The following is a 17,982-nucleotide window of genomic DNA, read 5'->3' as shown; positions in this document are numbered from 1 at the left end:
TTTACCGTAACCGCTGGAGGCGATTCCGTGGGCGTAGTAGGAGTCATTGGTGGCGCTTGCCTTGATATCCAGCGTGCCTTCTTTGGCGGATATGGTGGTGATGCCGTCGCTCCTGTTGTCGTAACCAGATGTGGTAATGCCGTAAACGCCGCTTGCGGAAGCATCGATATCAAGCTTGATATCGCCGTGGTTGGACGTGATGTTGTTACGCCCGCCATGGGTGAAGCCGATTTCAATACCTGTAGCGCCGTACGTTACACCATTGCCTTTTTCGGAATGCACCTTGATGTTGATATCTTTTTCCGCTTCCACGTTGGCTGTGCCGCGTGACCATGTATTGATGCCCGACGTCTGATAGGTTCCCTTGTCAACATTGATGTTGATGTCTCCACCGCTTTTGACGGTGGTGGTGCCGCTCAGGGTCATGATGGCTGCGCTGGACTGGCTGGCATTGGTAAGCCGTATGTTTACCTCATCATCGGCATTGATGTTGATCGTGCCGTCAGTCCAGTTTTTCACTGTTCTGCCATTGGTGGCGGTGATATTCACTGTGCCGCCGCTGATATTGGCTGTTCCCTTGGAATCGACCGATATGCCGTCATAGTAACCGGCGATGTCTACATTGCCGCCGTGAACGTCAATAAGGGAGTCTTTCCCTTCAGCTTTCAGGGCCGTTGAGGCGTTGACGGTCACATTGCCGTTGTCTCCGGCATCCAGGATGTTTTTTCCGCCGCTGCTGGAGTCTATCCCACTGGTGCCCCTGACAGTTATGTCTGCTCCAGCGATACGGTTTTCCCCGCCGTTGCTGGCTTTGAGACCGTAAGAGGAAACATCTACCTTGCCGGCCCCCATATCAATATCGTTGCCGCTGCCCTGGGCAGTGGCAAGAATGCCGCCGTTGCTTGTGAGCACCCCGTCTGTGGACGTGATGTGCGTGATCTTTCCGGTCTCATTTGCCTGCGCTCCGTTGTACAGCTTGATTGTATTGTAATCATTAGCCATATGGGCAGGGTCGGCAGAACCGCTGGCATGTATGGAGCTGCCGCCCTGAAGCGTGTCGGCCAGGATGATTTCATCATTTTTATCTGAGGAGATGATGGAGTATTGCCCGTTTGTACCCCTGCCGTAGTGAAATTCGCCAATGTTGTCCAAACCGGCCTCGTTGCCGTGCTTGGCAGTGTGGGCGGCGGAGTCGAACTCCGGATCGGCCGTAGCCACAAATTCCACATTGTAATCAAATGTATTGCCGGAATGCCGATCCGTTACGGAAATGCGGATGATATCGACAAGGTCTTCGCCGTTCAGGCCAAGACGCTGCATTTCTGCCACGCCTTCAGGGGTAAGACGGAACTCCAGCCTTCCTGTGTAGCTGTCCAGAGAGATGTTAACCCAGTTTTGCGACCAACCTTCGGGTAAGGTGGCGCTGATTCCATACTGCGCCCAGGGGGCTGAGCCTGAAAAATCCATGCTGCCCGGCGGGATGGCGAAAGGAGAATTTCCGTTTTCAGAAAAAAAGATGTTGGCGCCTACAGCGGCTCCGGTGTTGTCGGGGGTGTAGAGTACCGCACGAACAAAGGGGGCGTACGGCGGTGGCGGTGGCGGTGGCGTGATGTCGCTACCGCCGCCGCCCGTATTAAGGGGGGCGGAATCAAAAGCCACGAAGGCTGTGGGTGCTTCAGTGCCGGAAACGCTCATATCCAGACCGTTCAGATGATCGACCCCGGAAGCCAGGTCGCTGTCGGCATTTTCGGTATAGCGGGCGCTGCGTTGCGATGCGGCGTCAGGGCCGGCGGCAGGGATCAGATCCGGGCCAAAAGCGTTGAAAAAGTCCGCTCCCGACACAAGTTGCCCATCGACCTCAAACTGGGGAATATCCTGCTGACCGAACGTGGTATAAAAGTTTTCAATGACAATATCTGCGCCGTCATCAAAACGGAAAACAAGATTGTCATTACTGCGCTCAAGGGTGCTCTGGGTTGCGATGAAATCCAGAACGATGGTGGCGCCGGTTTCTGCAGGTATGGAAATGTGGCCGCCGGTGGCCGGGCGGATTAAAACAATATTTGCCATTGGGATCTCCTTTCTGGCTGCGAATCAGGCGCTTTGAAAAGCGCGCGGTATATGGCAGCAAGCTCAAGGGAATAGAAATAAAAGTAGGGTGGAGCTATGAAAAGCTGACGGGAAGCAGGCCAGTAACTGGCAGAGATCACGTCGTTGCCGGGCGTCATAGGGCCTGACAACAATGAACAATATCAGGGAATCCGAAAAGATTCCCGCCGGGATGCGTGCAGTAAAATGGCTCGCGGCTTCCGGCAAAACGCTGCCGCATTCTTGTGGCAACGGTAGCGTCAAGGCTTGTTGTGTGCCGGGCAGTCAATGCTGTTAACAGAGCACACAAGCCTGTTGGGACGTTGAAAGCAAACGCTTTTGGGATGGGCAGTGCTGAGGCCTGGTGAGCATGCCAAGCGGCGAAAACCGGACAGAAGAATGTGTCGGTTACACCGTATCGATGGTCGTGCTGTCCTGCTTGCGGGAGAGAAACTGTGATAAAGGGCAGCCGTATCGGCAGATGGGGCTGGATGGAGGAAGCCGGATGGCGCTTCCCGCGAGGGCTGCCTCTGCAAGATGCTACAGAGCCGTCAACCCATGCAGTAGCAATTTATGCATCAGGCTTTATTCTGTCAAGCTGACGCGCTTTCATCTTTCCCGATATTGTTACAGGCGAAAGACGTATAACTATGAAAAGCGGGATCAAAAAAATGTAAGTGGCTGTCATACCGGACATAAAAAACATGAAAAAACAGCGCAGAAAATTGTGGGGTTGCCAAAAACAGAAAGCGTCCTGCTCAAGATTTGCCACCCGGTCGTCCGCCAGGCTGGCAGTGGGGCGTTCGAGCCGGACATGCCAGCAGCAGTTTAAAAAAAGAAAGCCCGCAAATGCAGGCTTTCGCAGACGGATGTTTTTTGTGGGGAATCATGTGGATGTTGCGCAAAAATCCTTACGCGAACGCCATTACCGCAGGCTGAACGCAAAGGGGACCACTACCAGAGTGTTCACCGGCTGGCCTTTGAGTTTACCGGGAGCAAAACGCATGCTTTGGACTGCCTTGAGCGCAGCCTCTTCAAAATAGCCATCCGGTGTTGCGCTGATGATCTCGCAATTGCGAGGTTGACCGGAGGTATCCACCACAAGGCGCACCTTGACGAAACCCTGGACATTCATGCGGCGGGCTTTGGTGGGATATGCAGGTACAACGCGCCGCGTAACGCTCGGGCGCTGATCCAGCGAATCGCTTTCATACGCGCTGAAACCGCCCACGGTGCGAGGTTGCGGCCCGGCGGACGCTGCCGGAAGAGGCGGCGGCGGTGGCGAGGCGGCCTCCTCTTTGGGCAGGGGGGCATTGCTCTTTTTAGGGCTGATTTTTTTCACATCCGGCTTTGGCTCCACAGGCTTTTGCGGCTGAACTTCCTGCTTTTTTGGCTCCGGCGGCGGAGACGGCGCAGGCGGCTCAACGGCCGCTTGTGCAGGGGGTAGATTGGGAGCCGGAGCAAATTCGGTAAGAGCTACGCGGTACACTCTTTCTGTGGTGTTTGGCGTTTCCCTGGCCAAAAACAGCAAGCCGCCCAGCAGCAACGTGTGCATGCCCAAGGAAAAAAACAGGGTTGTGCCACGAGCGGCCACCTTCATGGCAGATTGCCCTCTTTCTTTTGTGGAGCTGCGGATGCGTTCGCCGCGTCGCCGCCTGCGGTTTCGTCGAAGCCATCGGATACGGATGTGGTCACAAGGCCCACATCGCTGATACCCGCTCCGCGCACACGGTCCATCACATGCATGACCATGCCGTAAGGTACGTCCTTGTCGGCTCGCACAAAAAGCTGCCGTCCGGCATTTTTTACGCGCACGGCGAGCACCTCGGGCAGGTCGGGCAGCCCGGTTTCATACTCGTCAAGAAATAGCGCCCCGTTGGACTTGATGGTCAGGATAAGATGGTCGTCCTCTGTGGGCAGAACCTCTGAAGTTTCCACCTTGGGCAGGGCCACATCAAGCCCTTCTGTCATCATGGGGGCCGTGACCATGAAAATGATCAACAATACCAGCATGACGTCCACAAATGGGGTTACGTTGATGTCGGCAACAAAATCGTCGTCAGCGGATGAGGCCATAATCAGCGCTCCCCGGCAAAGTCGATGCCTTTACTGTATTCCGGCGCTTCATGTTGCAGGCGGTTGAGCAACTGACCGGCATAGTTGATGCACACGCCTTCAATATATACCAGCTTTGCTCTGAATACGTTGTAGCCGCACACGGCGGGGATGGCCACAAACAGGCCTACTGCCGTGGCGATAAGCGCCTCGGCTATGCCGGGGGCCACTGTTGCCAGTGACACGCTTTTCATCTGGGCAATGGCAGTAAAGGAATGCATGATTCCCCACACTGTGCCGAACAGGCCGATGAACGGGGCCGTATTGGCGGCAGTGGCGAGCAGGGCCAGAGAGGATTTGAGCCGTGCGACTTCTTCGGCAATGGCGAAGTGCAGGGCGCGGCGCACGTTGTCATTAAGCAGACGCTCGGTATCTCCTGTGCGGGTGAGGCGGTTATACTCGCGCACGGCGCGGCGGGTTATGCCGTACAGGGGCGACTGGCTGTCCGCCTCCATCACAGGCAGGGCCTGACGTAATTCTCCGGCATCGTCAAAAGCCACAAGCCCCTGTTGGGTGCGACGCTGGGCAGCGCGTAAGGTCAGCCACTTTCCGCACATGTACGCCCAACTGGACACAGACATAAACAACAGCAGTACCAGCACACATTTAGAAATAAACGTAGCCTGAAGCACCGCTTCAATCATGGAATTCATCCGGCCTTTCTCCATGTGAATATGAAATTGGAATTCAAAGTGTGTTGTATACATAGTCAGTCCGCCGCATCGTGTCAATGTAAGATATAAATTAATAAAAACAGTATGATATGTGTGTTTGACGGCCGGTTTTACCCTGCTTGCGCCAAAGAAGCGTTGCACGTGGCTGTCCAGAAAAATCGGGCAGTCCCATACTGGCGGTCTGGCCGGGCCTGGGAAATGATTTTGCCAACAGCCGTACAGCGTGTGGCAGAGTCTTGTTGTTGGTTGTTGCGGTGTAAAATGGATAAAGTGGAAACGCCTCACCTTGTGGTAGCGCGGAGCATCTGATTCGGGCAAATCTGGTTCAAACCTGAAAAAGAGTATTGCAAACAATAAAAAAGGTGGGCCTTACACCCACTTTTACACCTGTTTGTATTTGGCGCGCGAACGGAATGCTGGCCGAGGGGCCACTATTGCTGAAGCGATGGCATTTGGCATGAACGTGGGAACAGCACCGGGCAGATGAGGTGGGGGGGGGCAGGCTTCTGACTATTGCCGCCAGTCAGGACGGAAAAAAGGCAGCCGCGCAAGCTTTTCAGCCCCAGTGCGGCGTACAGGTGATATGTGCAAAAATAAGAGGGGTCACAGCTTACGCCGTGACCCCTTGTATCATTGGTGGGCAGTGAGGGACTCGAACCCCCGGCCCCCGCCTTGTAAGGGCGATGCTCAACCAACTGAGCTAACTGCCCGATAGAACTCGCTCAAGAAATGTAAGATATACTGTTTTTTTGTGCTTGTCATCATCAATTTGAAGAAGGGCAACGATTGTCGGGACGTACAGGGTTTTATATATAAATGTATATTTATCATTGATTCGATATAAATAAGATTATATAGCTGGAAAAGAGGTGGGTTATGCGAATACTGCTTTTTTTCAGCGTTCTTTTTTTTAACGCCTGCCTGGCACTGGCTGCCGGAAATCTCAGTAATGAAAGCTTTGCAGCAGCCAAAAAAATGTTGGCGGGCCAGGTGTACTATGACCATTCCGTTACACTATACTGTGGGGCGGCCTATGATCTTGAGGGCAAGATCACCCTGTCAGAAGGTTTTTCAGTTGCTTCGCATGCGGCACGGGCCGAAAAACTGGAATGGGAGCACGTCCTGCCTGCAGAAAATATGGGTCGCTTTTTTCAGGAGTGGAGACAAGGGCATCCTGCATGCGTCAAAGGCGGCAAACAATATAAAGGGCGGCGCTGTGCGGAAAGAGTCAACAGACATTACCGCCTCATGCAGGCTGATATGTATAACCTGTACCCATCCATAGGTGCGGTTAATGCCCTGCGATCAAACTATACCTATGGCATGCTGCCGGAAGCAGCATCGAGCTTTGGGCAATGCGTCATGAAAGTGGCAAGAAACAGGGCTGAGCCGCCGGAGCGCGCACGCGGCCAGATTGCGCGTACCTATTTTTATATGGCAGAGGCCTATTCTTCATCCTACAGGATGAGCCACAGGCTACGAAAGCTTATGCGGGCCTGGAACAGCCGATATCCGGTGGACGCGTGGGAGTGTGCCCGGGCCGGGCGTATCGAGCGGCTTCAGGGCAACGAAAACAGGTTTGTCAAACTGGCCTGCCTGGAGGCCGGGCTGTGGCGCGGGGATTAGGATTTGTATAACGCAGCCGCACGACCAACGGGTCCGATAACGCCCCCGGGGAATTCCCGGGGGCGTTATCCATTGAGTTACTTAAGCTGGTTAAGGTATTCAGCAATATTTTTTATCTGCGCCTCAGTCAATGGCGTAAGCACTGCTTTCATCTTGATCAGGGGACCGGTGGGCGATTCCATATTTTTGACCTTTTCCATTCCGGCCACCAGACCGTCAACGGGCTTACCCATCATTTTTCCGGGAGTGGGGGTATGACAGGAAGCGCAAAGGGCCGTGTAGAGCTTTGCGCCGTCTTGCTCGCTATCCTGGGCTGTTGCGGGCTGGATGCCGGTAAAAAGCAGGGCTGCGGCCAGCGTGAATGCTCCATATTGCAGATATTTTTTCATGCTTTTTCTTCCTTATGTTAAGGGCCGGGCCGCCATTGGCGGCGCAGGGGCGCAGGCCTCCTGTACACATAGCCTAGCACATAAAAAATAGTGATACAGCAGGCAAGATTGTGATGTTTGGAAAAAAACAGTAATATTAGATGCTAACATCAATAAATAAAAAACCCCGGAAAACCGGGGTTCAATAAGGCACTTGGTGGGCTTTGCCCGAACGGGCCTATTTGCCCATGGCATTCATAAAGTCTTTGTTGGACTTGGTGCCGCGCATCTTGTCCAGCAGGAACTCCATGCTGTCGATAGCAGACATGGGGGCCAGAATCTTGCGCAGTATCCAGACGCGGTTGAGTACGTCTTCGGGCAGCAGCAGGTCTTCCTTGCGGGTGCCGGTGCGGTTGATATCGATGGCGGGGAATACGCGTTTTTCCGAGAGATGGCGGTCCAGGTAGATTTCCATGTTGCCTGTACCCTTGAACTCTTCAAAGATCACTTCGTCCATGCGTGAGCCGGTATCAATCAGGGCGGTGGCGATAATGGTCAGGCTGCCGCCTTCTTCGATATTGCGGGCCGCGCCGAAAAAGCGCTTGGGCCGTTGCAGGGCGTTGGCGTCCAGACCACCGGAAAGCACACGGCCAGACGAGGGGGTTACGGCGTTGTAGGCCCGGCCAAGACGGGTGATCGAGTCCAGCAGGATAACAACATCGCGCTTGCGTTCGACCAGGCGTTTGGCCTTTTCAAGCACCATTTCACAGACCTGCACATGGCGCTGCGGCGGCTCGTCAAACGTGGAACTGATTACTTCGGCCTTTTTGACCGTACGTTCCATATCCGTCACTTCCTCGGGGCGCTCGTCAATCAGCAGCACGATGAGGTAGACTTCCGGATTGTTGGCGTTGATGGCATTGGCAAGCGATTGCAGCAGGATGGTTTTGCCTGTGCGGGGGGGGGCGACAATAAGACCGCGCTGGCCACGGCCAATGGGGGCCATGATGTCGATGACGCGGTTGGAAAGATTTTTCTCGCCATTTTCCATGACGAGCTGATGGTCGGGGTAGATGGGGGTAAGGTTGTCAAACAGGACGAGATTTTTGGCATGTTCCGGCGGTTCAAAGCCTATCTCGGTAACCTTCAGCAGGGCGAAGTAGCGTTCCCCTTCCTTGGGCGGACGAATCTGCCCGGAAACAATGTCGCCTTTACGCAGGGAGAAGCGCCGGATTTGCGATGGCGACACGTAGATGTCGTCTGGTCCCGGCATGTAACTGCAAAGGGGCGAACGCAGAAAGCCAAAGCCGTCCGGCAGTATTTCAAGCACGCCGTCGCCGTAGATGGCGCCATTCTGCGAGGCGCAGGTGGAAAGCAATGCAAAGATAAGCTCTTGCTTTCGCATGGAACTGGCATTTTCAATTTCGTACTGTTCAGCCAGATCCATGAGTTCCTGCATGCTGCGGGTCTTCAGGTCGGTGAGGCTCAGGGCGCTGTCTGTCAACAGTGTGGGGGTAGCTTTCTTTTTGCGCATAACTGTCCGATCTTTTGAATAAGACAAACTAAAACCATACAGTATTTTACAACACTGTACTATTGGCGATTGGATGTAAGGAGACAAAATAGGTGTGCGTGAAAGCGATTAGCCCATCTTTTGCATTATGGCAAGAGAAAAGTGACGTCTACACCTTAAAAAATACGTCACTCCCGATCATGTTTTGGCAGCATACACAGCATTTTGGGTCGCGTGCGCCATGCCCGGCACAACGGCTTGCCGTTAATTGCGGGCAGATACAGTCTTTTTCGATCGGGTGGGGGGGACCCCGACAGGAGTCGGCTCAGTTCTGATTTTCTTCCGGGGGTGGCGGTGGCGCATAAAGCTCAAGTAATTCATCCCGAAGGCTGTCTTCTTCAACCTTGAGCACCTCGGCCAGTTCTCCGGTGACGAGTCCCATGGCCTGCTCCTGCAGGCGGCGTTCGCCAAAAGAAAGCTCCTTGGTGCGGCCGATAAGCAGGAGTTCGCGTAGAACTTCTGTAACCACGGCAAGCTCGGGGCTTTTCAGGCGCTCGGAATACTCGCGGAACCGCCGGTTCCAGTTCTGGCCGGTATGAACAACCTTGCCGGTACTGCTGCGCAATTCTTCAAGAATACGTTCCGCCTCTTCCATCGTGGTAAGAGTGCGCAGCCCCACGTGTGCAGCATTATTAACGGGAACCATCAACGTTACATTGTTGGCCTGAATGCGAACAATATAGAAATCGCATGCGATACCGCCAATAGTCTGGCTATCGATGCTTTCTATCTTGCCCACCCCCTGGGCTGGATATACAACGAGATCGTTCGGCGTGAACATTATGCCACCACACGCCCCAAAGGAGCGCCACTGTACGAGACCTGGAGCGGAAAAAGCTGGAAGTCACGAATTTTGTTTGAATAAAAGATGAGTTGGAAACTTACTCTTCAAAGATAGTAGTCTAAATGTGCTGAAGAGTCCAGCCGAAAAAGCAAAAAAAGCACAGGGCTTGGCTGTTGGTTATCTTTAAGATCTGTTTACAGCGAAACAGCACCACGTTTACGGCAGTGCCGCAGGATGCAAAGCAATTCTTTACAGACTCACTAGTGAGTCATACCCCTGTCCCAAGAGCAAAGGTGCGGGGGAGTGCATATGGCATTCACCAGGCCCCTGTGCTCTGTATTCCTGAATACATACCACAAAATACCAGCGCCGTCACGCCGGGTTAACTATTATCTTTGTTTTGAGGGATGGCGGAAGATTCAGGGCTGCTGTTGCAGGCATCAGCGCTTGCAGGCTGCCCGACGGGCTTGCGCGGTCTGGCTGTTTTTCCTGCCAGGCGCACGGCGCTGTCCAGACCTTTGTCGGCAAAGGTGAACAGAACATCAAGCGCCAGCGGCAGGCTGCGATCCAGGTTTTCGGCGTCTTCACCCTGGGGGCGGCCCAGAACCCAGTTGGTCACGTCGCCTTTGTGGGGGGGACGGCCTATGCCCACGCGCAGACGGTAAAAATCCGGTGTACCGAGAAGCTCGGTTATGGATTTCAAGCCGTTGTGCCCGGCATTGCCCCCACCGAATTTGAAGCGCAGCTCGCCGGGCGCAATGTCCAGCTCATCGTGGGCCACCACAAGGTCTGCCGCTTTGAGTTTATGCCAGGCCAGCAACGGCTGTACGCACTGCCCACTGAGGTTCATGAATGTCTGCGGCTTGGCGGCCAGCCAGCAGCCTTCAAGGCGGGGCAGTCGCACGCGCCACAATTGACAGGAAAATTTGCCGCCGTTCATTTCGTCTACAGTGCCGTGGCGGCGGCCAGCGTCCACAAGGGCATCCACCAGGGCGAAACCGCAATTGTGCCGTGTGCCTTCATAGCGTGCGCCCGGATTGCCCAGACCCACCAGAACGCCATTATAGTCCATAACCTGCGCCTCCCTGAGCGCGACATGTTTTTTCCAGGTGCAGGGGAAGCCCCAGGCCCGCACAGGCCGCCGCCGCATGCCGTGCGATATAGCGGCATAGTGCAGGGTTCATGGCCGCCAGATGCCCCCCACCGGGCAGCCAGACAAGCTTTTTTTGCGGTGCGCGCAGCTGCTCAAAGGTGCTCCGGATCCCGGCCGGGGTAAAAAGGGCGTCATTGACCGCACTGAAAAAATAAAGGGGACATAGCATCTGCTCGCTTATGGAGGCTGAAAGAAGGCTGGACAGGTAGGCCAGCGGGTAGCTCATGCGGCATTGCTTTCTGTTATAGGCAATATGGCGCGCGCCAGCCACAATGCGCCGCACGGAAAGGTACGACTGCAACGGCATGGGCAGGCGTGGCAACCAGTGCGCCAAAAAGCGCAATGTGGCTGCGAACTCACGTTTTTTGCTGCTCCAGCGCCGGAATATCGTCAGGTCCATAAGCCTGTCGCTCTGCGGCAAGATACCGGTGATGGGAAAGGCCGCGACGAGTTTTTGGGAGGCCGCGGCGTGTGCCATGGCAAGGATGCCGCCCTGGCTGTGGCCGCAAACGGCAATGGCGCGGTGGCCCCGTTTACGCAGCCACTGCTCTGCAGCCAGGCCGTCCCGCACGAGGTCGTCAAAGGTAAAGCCCGTCCAGTGGCTGTTGCGGCCATGGCCGGTGAAATGCAGGGCCGCAATGCCAAAACCGGCCTCATGCAGGGCAGCAAGAAGCGGCCTGTACTGCACTGGCGAAAGCATGGTTCCCGGATAAAAAAGCATGACCCCGGCCTTGTGCTTGGGCCAGATTTCCAGGCTTGCTCTGCTGCCCATGGGGCGCAAGGAATGATAGGTCACAGCATGGTGCGGCATATTTCAGAATATTCTACCGTTACGGATATATTTCGCAATGTTGTTACGGCGCCCACTACGGCGCTTGACTGCGCAACGCATGGCGGCTCTGTCGTGTATCCGTAAGAGCTTCGGACAACGGTTGAAGCTGCCTTGCGTCTTTATGGCCGGGCCTGCCAGGCAGGCGTCAGACAGCTTCAACGCGAATCTGCCCTAAAAAGGAGGCCGGTTCCTTGCGGAACCGGCCATAAATGGTCGTACATGGCCTGACCGGCCCATCAGTCTGCTGGCCCGGACAAAGGCTAGGCTTCGCCGCCTTCTTCTTCGGCGTCGTCCTTGCTTTTGGAGATGACCGTCACCAGGGCATAGTTCTGGTCAAACTCGGCGCGCACGTTTTCGGGCAGTTTGAGGTCGCCCACGCTGATGGTGTCGTTGATGCCCATATCGGTGACGTCAACAGTGACCTTCTGGGGCATGCTCAGCGGCTTGCTGGTGAGGCGCACCATTTCGCGGTAGGTTTCGAGCACGCCACCAAGTTTCACGCCGCGCGAGGTTCCCACGAATTCCACGGGTACGTCAACGGTAACTTCCTTGTCAAGGTCCACGCCGTAAAAGTCGATGTGGGTGAAGGCGCGCTTGTAGGGATGGAACTGCACCTGCCAGATAAGCACGGGATGCGCAGTCTTTTGGCCGTTTTCCTCGATTTCGAGGTTGAACACCGTGGTGTGGCCCATTTCTTCGTAAATTTTTTGCAGGGGCAGGGCAGGGGCCTGCACGGAAATGTTTTCACCCTTGGGGGTGTAGAACACGCCCGGGATCAATTTCTGGGCACGCAGGCGGCCGCTGGGGCCTTTGCCGTAACCTTCGCGTTTTTGCACGCTCAAAGTCTTTTCAATATTCATGGTCCACTCCTTGGCTTACCGCCGCCTGACACGTGCGGAAAAGTTCTTGAGAAATGCCGCCCGCCGGTCTTTTCGCTTTCTGACCGCCTGAGACTGCGTCCGTTGTCGGCCCGGCATGCCCTGCACACCGTGCGCCCGGAATTCGCTTGCCCTTGCCGGAAAGTAAAAATCCGCATGGATCAGCGCTTTCTTTATTGTATCTTGCCATTCCCTTGCGGGATATGCGCCGTACGGCCGTGCGCGAAGGCTTTGCGCCGACGGTTTTTGCTAAACAAACAACACGCTGACCGAAGAACCGGTATGAATGTTGTGAATGGTTTTGCCCAATATGGCGGCCACCGAGATGACTTCGAGTTTAGGGCAGCGTTCCAGTTTGTCGCCCAGCGGGATGGTGTCGGTAACAAAGACCTGTGAAAGGGCTTCGGTGGCATTGATGCGATCAATGGCCGGACCGGACAACACCGGATGCGTGGCACAGGCCACGATTTTTTTCGCTCCGTTTTTTATCAGAACTTCGGCCCCGGCGCACAGGGTTCCCGCAGTGTCGATCATGTCGTCCACCACAATGGCTACCCTGTCCTGCACATCGCCAATGACATGCATGGCTTGCGCCTGATTGGGCTTGTCGCGTCTTTTGTCCACAATGGCCAGGGGCGCATCAAGGCGCTTGGCATAGGCCCTGGCCCGTTCAACGCCGCCGGCGTCGGGCGAGACGATGACAATTTTTTCTTCGCCGAGCTTGCGCAGGGCGTCGAGCATTACAGGTACGGCAAAAAGATTGTCCACAGGGCAATCAAAATAGCCCTGAATCTGCCCTGCGTGCAGATCAATGGTCACCACGCGTTCTGCCCCGGCCACGCTGATGAAGTCGGCCACCATCTTGGCGCTTATGGGCGCACGGGGGCTGACTTTGCGATCTTGCCGCGCATAGCCGTAATAGGGAATAACGGCTGTAATGCGCCCGGCGCTGGCCCTTTTAAGGGCGTCCAGCATAAGGCATAGCTGAACAAGATTACGGTTGACCGTGGGCGGACAAGTGGGTTGCACCACAAAAACATCGTCGCCGCGGACATTATCACCGATTTCAATACGCAACTCCCCGTCGCTGAACGTAGTGGACAGCGTTGGGGTGAGCTGACAGCCCAGATGGTTGCAAATGGCCTTGGCCAATTCCGGATTGGAAGAACCGGTTACGATCTTAAGATCGCTGAACATGAACCGCCCCGCCTTGCGCGTCAAAGAGCATTTAGGTTGTACACCCTTGCCTGCCGCCGGTCACGAAGTTGGCTGGTCTGTCGCCGCCATGGCCGGATGCGGATATTTACCCGCACGGCAACCGGAGCGGTCGGGTATTTGCATAGCAGCCGCTCCAGCATTCACTGCGCGTCGTGCATGGTGTGTGGCTGGGATGGAAGGGTTCGAACCTTCGAATGACGGAGCCAAAACCCGTTGCCTTACCACTTGGCTACATCCCAGTACAGTCACAACACATGCGCATAAACGCGCCTGTTCTCTCCTTGCAGCATGGCGACGGCAGCCTGTGCCTCCACAAGCGCTTCGCGCTTGAAAAGCCCCAGTATGCTGGAGCCGCTGCCGCTCATGCAAGCCGCTGTTGCCCCGTAGCGCAGCAGGGTGGCCTTGATGTCGGCCAGCTCGGGATGACGCTTGAAGACAACGTTTTCTAGATCGTTGACCAAGTCAGTGTCAAACCGCCCTTGGGAGAGAAAAGTTCCATTAGCCCTGCTTTGCTCTCTTGTCAAGCTGTTTTGCTTTTCGCCAGCGTGGGAGGCTGCCGCAAAAGCGTCGTAATCAGCAAACGTTTGTGGCGTGCTTACATGGATTTCCGGGCATACGAGCACAAGACGCATGCCGGAAACATCCAGATCAACAAATTCGATAATTTCCCCTATGCCGCGCACACGGCAGGGACGATTGTGCAAAAAAAAAGGCACATCGGCCCCCACGCCAAGGGCCACATCTGCCAGACCCTGTGAAGAGAGCGGCGTGGCAGCATGCCCGTTAAGCCAGTGCAGCAGGGCTGCCGCATCGCTGCTGCCGCCGCCAAGGCCTGCCCCGGAAGGGATCCCCTTGCGCAAACGCACCTCAAGCCCGGGAACAGGGCAATCCACGGCCTGGGCAAAGGCTGTGTAGGCCTTGGTAAGGGTGTTGTTTTTCGTGTCCAGCAGCCCGGCCCCCGGCCCTGCGCAGAGCACGGAAATACCGCTGCCGTCAGTGACGCGCAGTTTTATCTGATCACAGGGGCGCGGCAACGGGTAGAACAGGGAGTCGATTTCGTGATAGCCGTCGGGGCGAACCCCGGTGATGCGCAAGCCCAGATTCACCTTGCAGCCGGCAGTGAGTATACTCATGAACGTGTCCTTGTCATATCCCTGGCCTGATTTTTTGTCTCGCATGCTCTTTAAGCCGTGTTTTTGCAGCGATGGGGGCCGGGCAGGGCGGCGGCGCCAGATAACGTCAAGCCGTCCTACAGGGTTTCAAGGGTCACGTGGTCGTTGGTGTAAACGCATATTTCGGCGGCAATGCGCATGGATTCCCTGGCGATGGTTTCCGCGTCAAGCCCGCTGTGGCGGGAAAGCGCCCGTGCGGCCGCGAGGGCATAGGGGCCGCCGCTGCCGATGGCAGCTACATTGTCGTCCGGCTCGATAACATCGCCTGTGCCTGAAAGGACCAGAATATGTTCCTTGTCGGCCAGCAGCAGCATGGCTTCCAGCTTGCGCAGGTATTTATCCTTGCGCCAGTCTTTGGTCATCTCTACGGCGGCCCGGACCATGTGGCCGCGTACTTCCTTGAGCTTGGATTCAAAAAGTTCAAAAAGGGTAAACGCATCGGCGGTGGCTCCGGCAAAACCGGCCAGAATCTTGCCGTCATGCAGGCGGCGCACTTTCTGGGCCGCATGCTTCATGATCATTGTCTGCCCCATGGTCACCTGCCCGTCACCGGCCAGGGCCACGATGCCGTCCTTACGCACCGCGAGAATCGTTGTGGCATGTGTTTCCATCAGTTCTTGTCCCATATTTCCTTGCGTTCTTTGTAGGCGGCCTCAAGGCGTTGAAAAGCGCGCTTGTCCGTCGTGCGGGAGGCCATGCTCTTGGCCTGGTTGAAATACCGTTCGGCAAGCTTTTTATTGTTGGAGTACAGGGCGCTGTAGGCCATGTGAATATAGGCATCGGGCGTATTGCCCGCCTTGCCGAGCGAGCGTGCATAAGCCTCGTGCACTTCGGAGTCTTCGGGGACGTGGCGCAGCACGTCCTTGTAGTGGCTGGCGGCCTGAGCCTGCCTGCCCGTTTCGTCCAGCATGCGCGCATAAAAAAAGGAGGCCATATAATCATTGGGGTCCAGCCGCATGGCTTTGGAAAGCAGGCCATCCGCCCGGCTCATGTCGCCCTTGCGGTAGTGAAAGGCTCCGGCTTCACGCAGTACCAGTGGGTCTTCGGGGGCTGCCTTGAGAGCCTGGTCAAAAGCCTGGCTGGCCTCGTTGATGCGGTTCTGCCTGGCGAGCACAATGCCCCGGCCCATCCTGGACAGGCCGTCATTGCCCGAAAAACGTTGCAGGGCCGCCTGGTCATCGCCGTATCTGGCCCAAAGCAGCGCTTTGACACGGGTAAAGCGCTTGCTGTCCTGGCTGCGGTCCTGCACGGCCTTGGGCATACTCTGGATGCGGGCCTGAAGGCCGTTGATGCGGTCGCCCAGAGCGGGGTGGGTGGAAAGATATGTGGGTACGCTTATGCCGCTCATCCAGCTTTTCTGCCGCAGCACCTTGAAGCCGCCCACCATGCCGCCCGGCGGGTAGCCTGCGGCAATAAGATATTGCAGGCCGATATGATCAGCCTCGGTTTCATCCATGCGGCTGTAGTTCAGCATGGCGGACTGCCCAGCCCCCATAGCGCCGACGGCCATGGCTCCGCCGCCCGCGCCGCCCGCCGCCACGCCCGCTACGGCCAGCAGGAGGGAGCCGAGGGTGACGAACTGGGCGCGTTGCAGTCGCGAGGCCACATGGCGCTGGGTGACGTGAGCCAGCTCGTGGGCCAGCACCCCGGCCAGTTCTTCTTCCTTGTCCAGATTCATTATCAGGCCGGTGAACACATAAACGTAGCCGCCGGGCACAGCAAAGGCGTTAAGCGAGTTGTGCAGTATGGTGCTGGCATTAAAGGTAAAAGGCTGCGGGGGAATGGTCTTGACCAGTCTGCCCAGCATATAGTCCACATACTGCTTTACCTCAGGGTCTTCGATGATGGGCAGATTTGACCGCACCATGATATCGAATTTTTTTCCCATCTCCTTTTCGTCTTTGATGGTCACGCCGCCGAAAAAGAACGCCTGCGCGGGCGCGGGGCATATCTGCGGGAGCAGAAAAGCCAGCAGCACAAGCAGGGCCGTCCAGCGGCGCGGGGCGCAATAATGCAGCATAGGTTCTCCCGTCGGTACCCGGGCCGAGCCTACTCCAGGTCCCAGTTCTGCCCTTCGGGGGTGTCTTGTACGCTTACCCCGAGATCAAGCAGCGCCTGACGCAGAGCGTCGGAGCGGGCGAAGTCCCTGTTTGCGCGGGCTTCCTGCCGTTCTTGCAGCAGGGCCTCCACGCGGGGGATATCAATATTTCTGCGGGCGGCGCGAATGCGGCGCAGGTCGGCCAGAAAGGCTTCGGGTTGCTGGCCGAAAAGCCCCAATCGCACATTCCACTGTTCTGCCCGGGCCAGGAAGTCCTGCAAAAGGTCCCGTCCTGCCTCGGCTGCACGCAGCGTTTTGTCTTCCAGCAGCCGGTTTACAAGCCGTACCTGCGTGAATATATGGCCCAGCGCCTGCGCGGTGTTGAGATCGTCATTCATTGCCTCGTCCAGAGCTTCGGCCTGTGCGGCCCAATCTTCTGTCAGCTGCGCGGGCAGGGGAGATTTTTTCCATTTTTCGCGCGTGAGGGCTTTTTGCGTTTCCAGCAGGGCGGTATACACCCTGTGCAAAGCTTTTTCCGCCTCATCCATTCCCTCCGCCGTGAAGTCAATGGGGCTGCGGTAGTGCTTGCCGAGAAGAAAAAAGCGCAAGGTTTCTGGCAGGTAGTTTTCAAGAATATCACGGATGGTCTTGAAGTTGCCAAGCGATTTGGACATTTTTTCGGCGTTGACCTGCACAAAGCCGTTGTGCACCCAGTACCGGGCCAGATGACAATGGCACACGGCCTCTGTCTGGGCGATTTCATTTTCGTGGTGGGGGAACACCAGGTCCTGCCCGCCGCCGTGGATGTCCAGGGGCAGGTAAGACTCGCTCATGGCCGAGCATTCGATGTGCCAGCCGGGCCTGCCCAAGCCCCAGGGGCTTTCCCAGGAGGGTTCACCCGGCTTGGCGGCCTTCCACAGGGCGAAGTCCAGCGGGTCTTCCTTTTCTTCGCCGGGGGCCACGCGCGCTCCGGAAAGCAGTTCGTCCAGACTGCGGCCCGAAAGCTTGCCATAGGGCGGGTAGGAGCGCACCCTGAAGTACACGTCGCCCGATGCAGTGGCGTAGGCCTTGCCTTCGGCCACCAGCTTGGCGCAGAGATCCCGGATTTCCTGTATATGGTCAGTGGCTCGGGGTTCCATGTCTGCGCGCAGCACACCGAGCCTGTCCATGTCTTCATGAAAGGCGTTGATATAGGTCTGGGCCACTTCGCGCCAGTCACGCCCTTCTTTATTGGCCCGGTTGATGATCTTGTCATCCACGTCCGTGAAGTTGCGTACAAAGGTCACATCCAGATCCATGTGACGCAGTTGGCGCACAAGTACGTCAAAAACCAGGGCCGACCGGGCATGGCCGATGTGGCAGTAGTCGTAAGCGGTGATGCCGCAGACGTACATATGCACCTTGCCGGGGCGGAAAGGAATGAACTCTTCTTTCTGACGGCCCAGGGTATTATAGAGCAGCAT

Annotated in this window: 16 protein-coding genes and 2 tRNA genes; 1 reads left to right on the top strand and 17 read right to left on the bottom strand. The window is 56.3% G+C overall.

What is annotated here, in order from left to right; all coding sequences use genetic code 11:
- From QZ377_RS07305 to QZ377_RS07285, 5 genes are all read right to left on the bottom strand, one after another.
- A partial coding sequence (locus QZ377_RS07305) for a hypothetical protein (protein ID WP_291440509.1) occupies positions 1-2,070 on the bottom strand: 2,070 nt, incomplete at its 3' end.
- Between the two features lie 943 nt (positions 2,071-3,013).
- Positions 3,014-3,688: an energy transducer TonB gene (locus QZ377_RS07300; RefSeq protein ID WP_291440508.1), complete on the bottom strand. Its 675-nt coding sequence runs from the start codon at positions 3,686-3,688 to the stop codon at positions 3,014-3,016.
- Positions 3,685-4,164, bottom strand: a complete 480-nt coding sequence (locus QZ377_RS07295; protein WP_291440507.1) for an ExbD/TolR family protein — start codon at positions 4,162-4,164, stop codon at positions 3,685-3,687. The genes QZ377_RS07300 and QZ377_RS07295 overlap by 4 nt, the downstream gene beginning before the upstream one ends.
- A 2-nt stretch (positions 4,165-4,166) precedes the next feature.
- On the bottom strand, positions 4,167-4,856 hold the full coding sequence (locus QZ377_RS07290) for a MotA/TolQ/ExbB proton channel family protein (RefSeq protein ID WP_291440506.1): 690 nt from the start codon (positions 4,854-4,856) through the stop codon (positions 4,167-4,169).
- 655 nt (positions 4,857-5,511) lie between these two features.
- A tRNA-Val gene (locus QZ377_RS07285) sits at positions 5,512-5,587 on the bottom strand.
- A 166-nt stretch (positions 5,588-5,753) separates the two neighbouring features.
- Between QZ377_RS07285 and QZ377_RS07280 the strand changes: the two genes are divergently transcribed.
- Entirely contained in the window at positions 5,754-6,503 is a 750-nt protein-coding gene (locus QZ377_RS07280) for an endonuclease (RefSeq protein WP_291440505.1), read from the top strand.
- 77 nt (positions 6,504-6,580) lie between these two features.
- Here the strand turns inward: QZ377_RS07280 and QZ377_RS07275 are convergent, their stop codons facing one another.
- From QZ377_RS07275 to cysS, 12 genes are all read right to left on the bottom strand, one after another.
- Positions 6,581-6,892, bottom strand: coding sequence for a c-type cytochrome (locus QZ377_RS07275; RefSeq protein ID WP_291440504.1), 312 nt, complete (start codon positions 6,890-6,892; stop codon positions 6,581-6,583).
- Between the two features lie 217 nt (positions 6,893-7,109).
- Positions 7,110-8,405 (bottom strand): transcription termination factor Rho, encoded by a 1,296-nt coding sequence (gene rho / locus QZ377_RS07270; protein ID WP_012625082.1) that lies wholly within the window; start codon positions 8,403-8,405, stop codon positions 7,110-7,112.
- Between the two features lie 304 nt (positions 8,406-8,709).
- Positions 8,710-9,225 carry a CarD family transcriptional regulator gene (locus QZ377_RS07265; protein ID WP_291440503.1) on the bottom strand — a complete coding sequence of 172 codons (516 nt, stop codon included), beginning with the start codon at positions 9,223-9,225 and terminating at the stop codon, positions 8,710-8,712.
- Between the two features lie 385 nt (positions 9,226-9,610).
- Positions 9,611-10,300 (bottom strand): aminoacyl-tRNA hydrolase, encoded by a 690-nt coding sequence (gene pth / locus QZ377_RS07260; RefSeq protein WP_291440502.1) that lies wholly within the window; start codon positions 10,298-10,300, stop codon positions 9,611-9,613.
- Positions 10,290-11,192: an alpha/beta fold hydrolase gene (locus QZ377_RS07255; RefSeq protein ID WP_291440501.1), complete on the bottom strand. Its 903-nt coding sequence runs from the start codon at positions 11,190-11,192 to the stop codon at positions 10,290-10,292. Before QZ377_RS07255 ends, pth begins: the two co-directional genes overlap by 11 nt.
- Before the next feature lie 281 nt (positions 11,193-11,473).
- Positions 11,474-12,073, bottom strand: coding sequence for a 50S ribosomal protein L25/general stress protein Ctc (locus QZ377_RS07250; RefSeq protein WP_291440500.1), 600 nt, complete (start codon positions 12,071-12,073; stop codon positions 11,474-11,476).
- Positions 12,074-12,340: 267 nt separating this feature from the next.
- Positions 12,341-13,288: a ribose-phosphate pyrophosphokinase gene (locus tag QZ377_RS07245; protein WP_291440499.1), complete on the bottom strand. Its 948-nt coding sequence runs from the start codon at positions 13,286-13,288 to the stop codon at positions 12,341-12,343.
- Positions 13,289-13,473: 185 nt separating this feature from the next.
- Positions 13,474-13,548 (bottom strand) — tRNA-Gln (locus QZ377_RS07240).
- Positions 13,549-13,554: 6 nt separating this feature from the next.
- Positions 13,555-14,442 (bottom strand): 4-(cytidine 5'-diphospho)-2-C-methyl-D-erythritol kinase, encoded by an 888-nt coding sequence (gene ispE / locus QZ377_RS07235; RefSeq protein WP_291440498.1) that lies wholly within the window; start codon positions 14,440-14,442, stop codon positions 13,555-13,557.
- A gap of 116 nt (positions 14,443-14,558) precedes the next feature.
- Complete coding sequence (hslV, locus tag QZ377_RS07230) at positions 14,559-15,092, bottom strand: ATP-dependent protease subunit HslV (RefSeq protein ID WP_291440512.1); 534 nt, start codon at positions 15,090-15,092, stop codon at positions 14,559-14,561.
- Entirely contained in the window at positions 15,092-16,501 is a 1,410-nt protein-coding gene (locus QZ377_RS07225; protein ID WP_291440497.1) for a M48 family metallopeptidase, read from the bottom strand. The genes hslV and QZ377_RS07225 overlap by 1 nt, the downstream gene beginning before the upstream one ends.
- A 29-nt stretch (positions 16,502-16,530) precedes the next feature.
- Complete coding sequence (gene cysS / locus QZ377_RS07220; protein WP_291440496.1) at positions 16,531-17,982, bottom strand: cysteine--tRNA ligase; 1,452 nt, start codon at positions 17,980-17,982, stop codon at positions 16,531-16,533.

Origin of the sequence: Desulfovibrio sp. (assembly GCF_019424165.1) — a bacterium.
GTDB lineage: Bacteria > Desulfobacterota > Desulfovibrionia > Desulfovibrionales > Desulfovibrionaceae > Desulfovibrio.
Note: the sequence above shows the minus strand (reverse complement) of the source record. Positions and strands in the feature narration are given on the sequence as shown.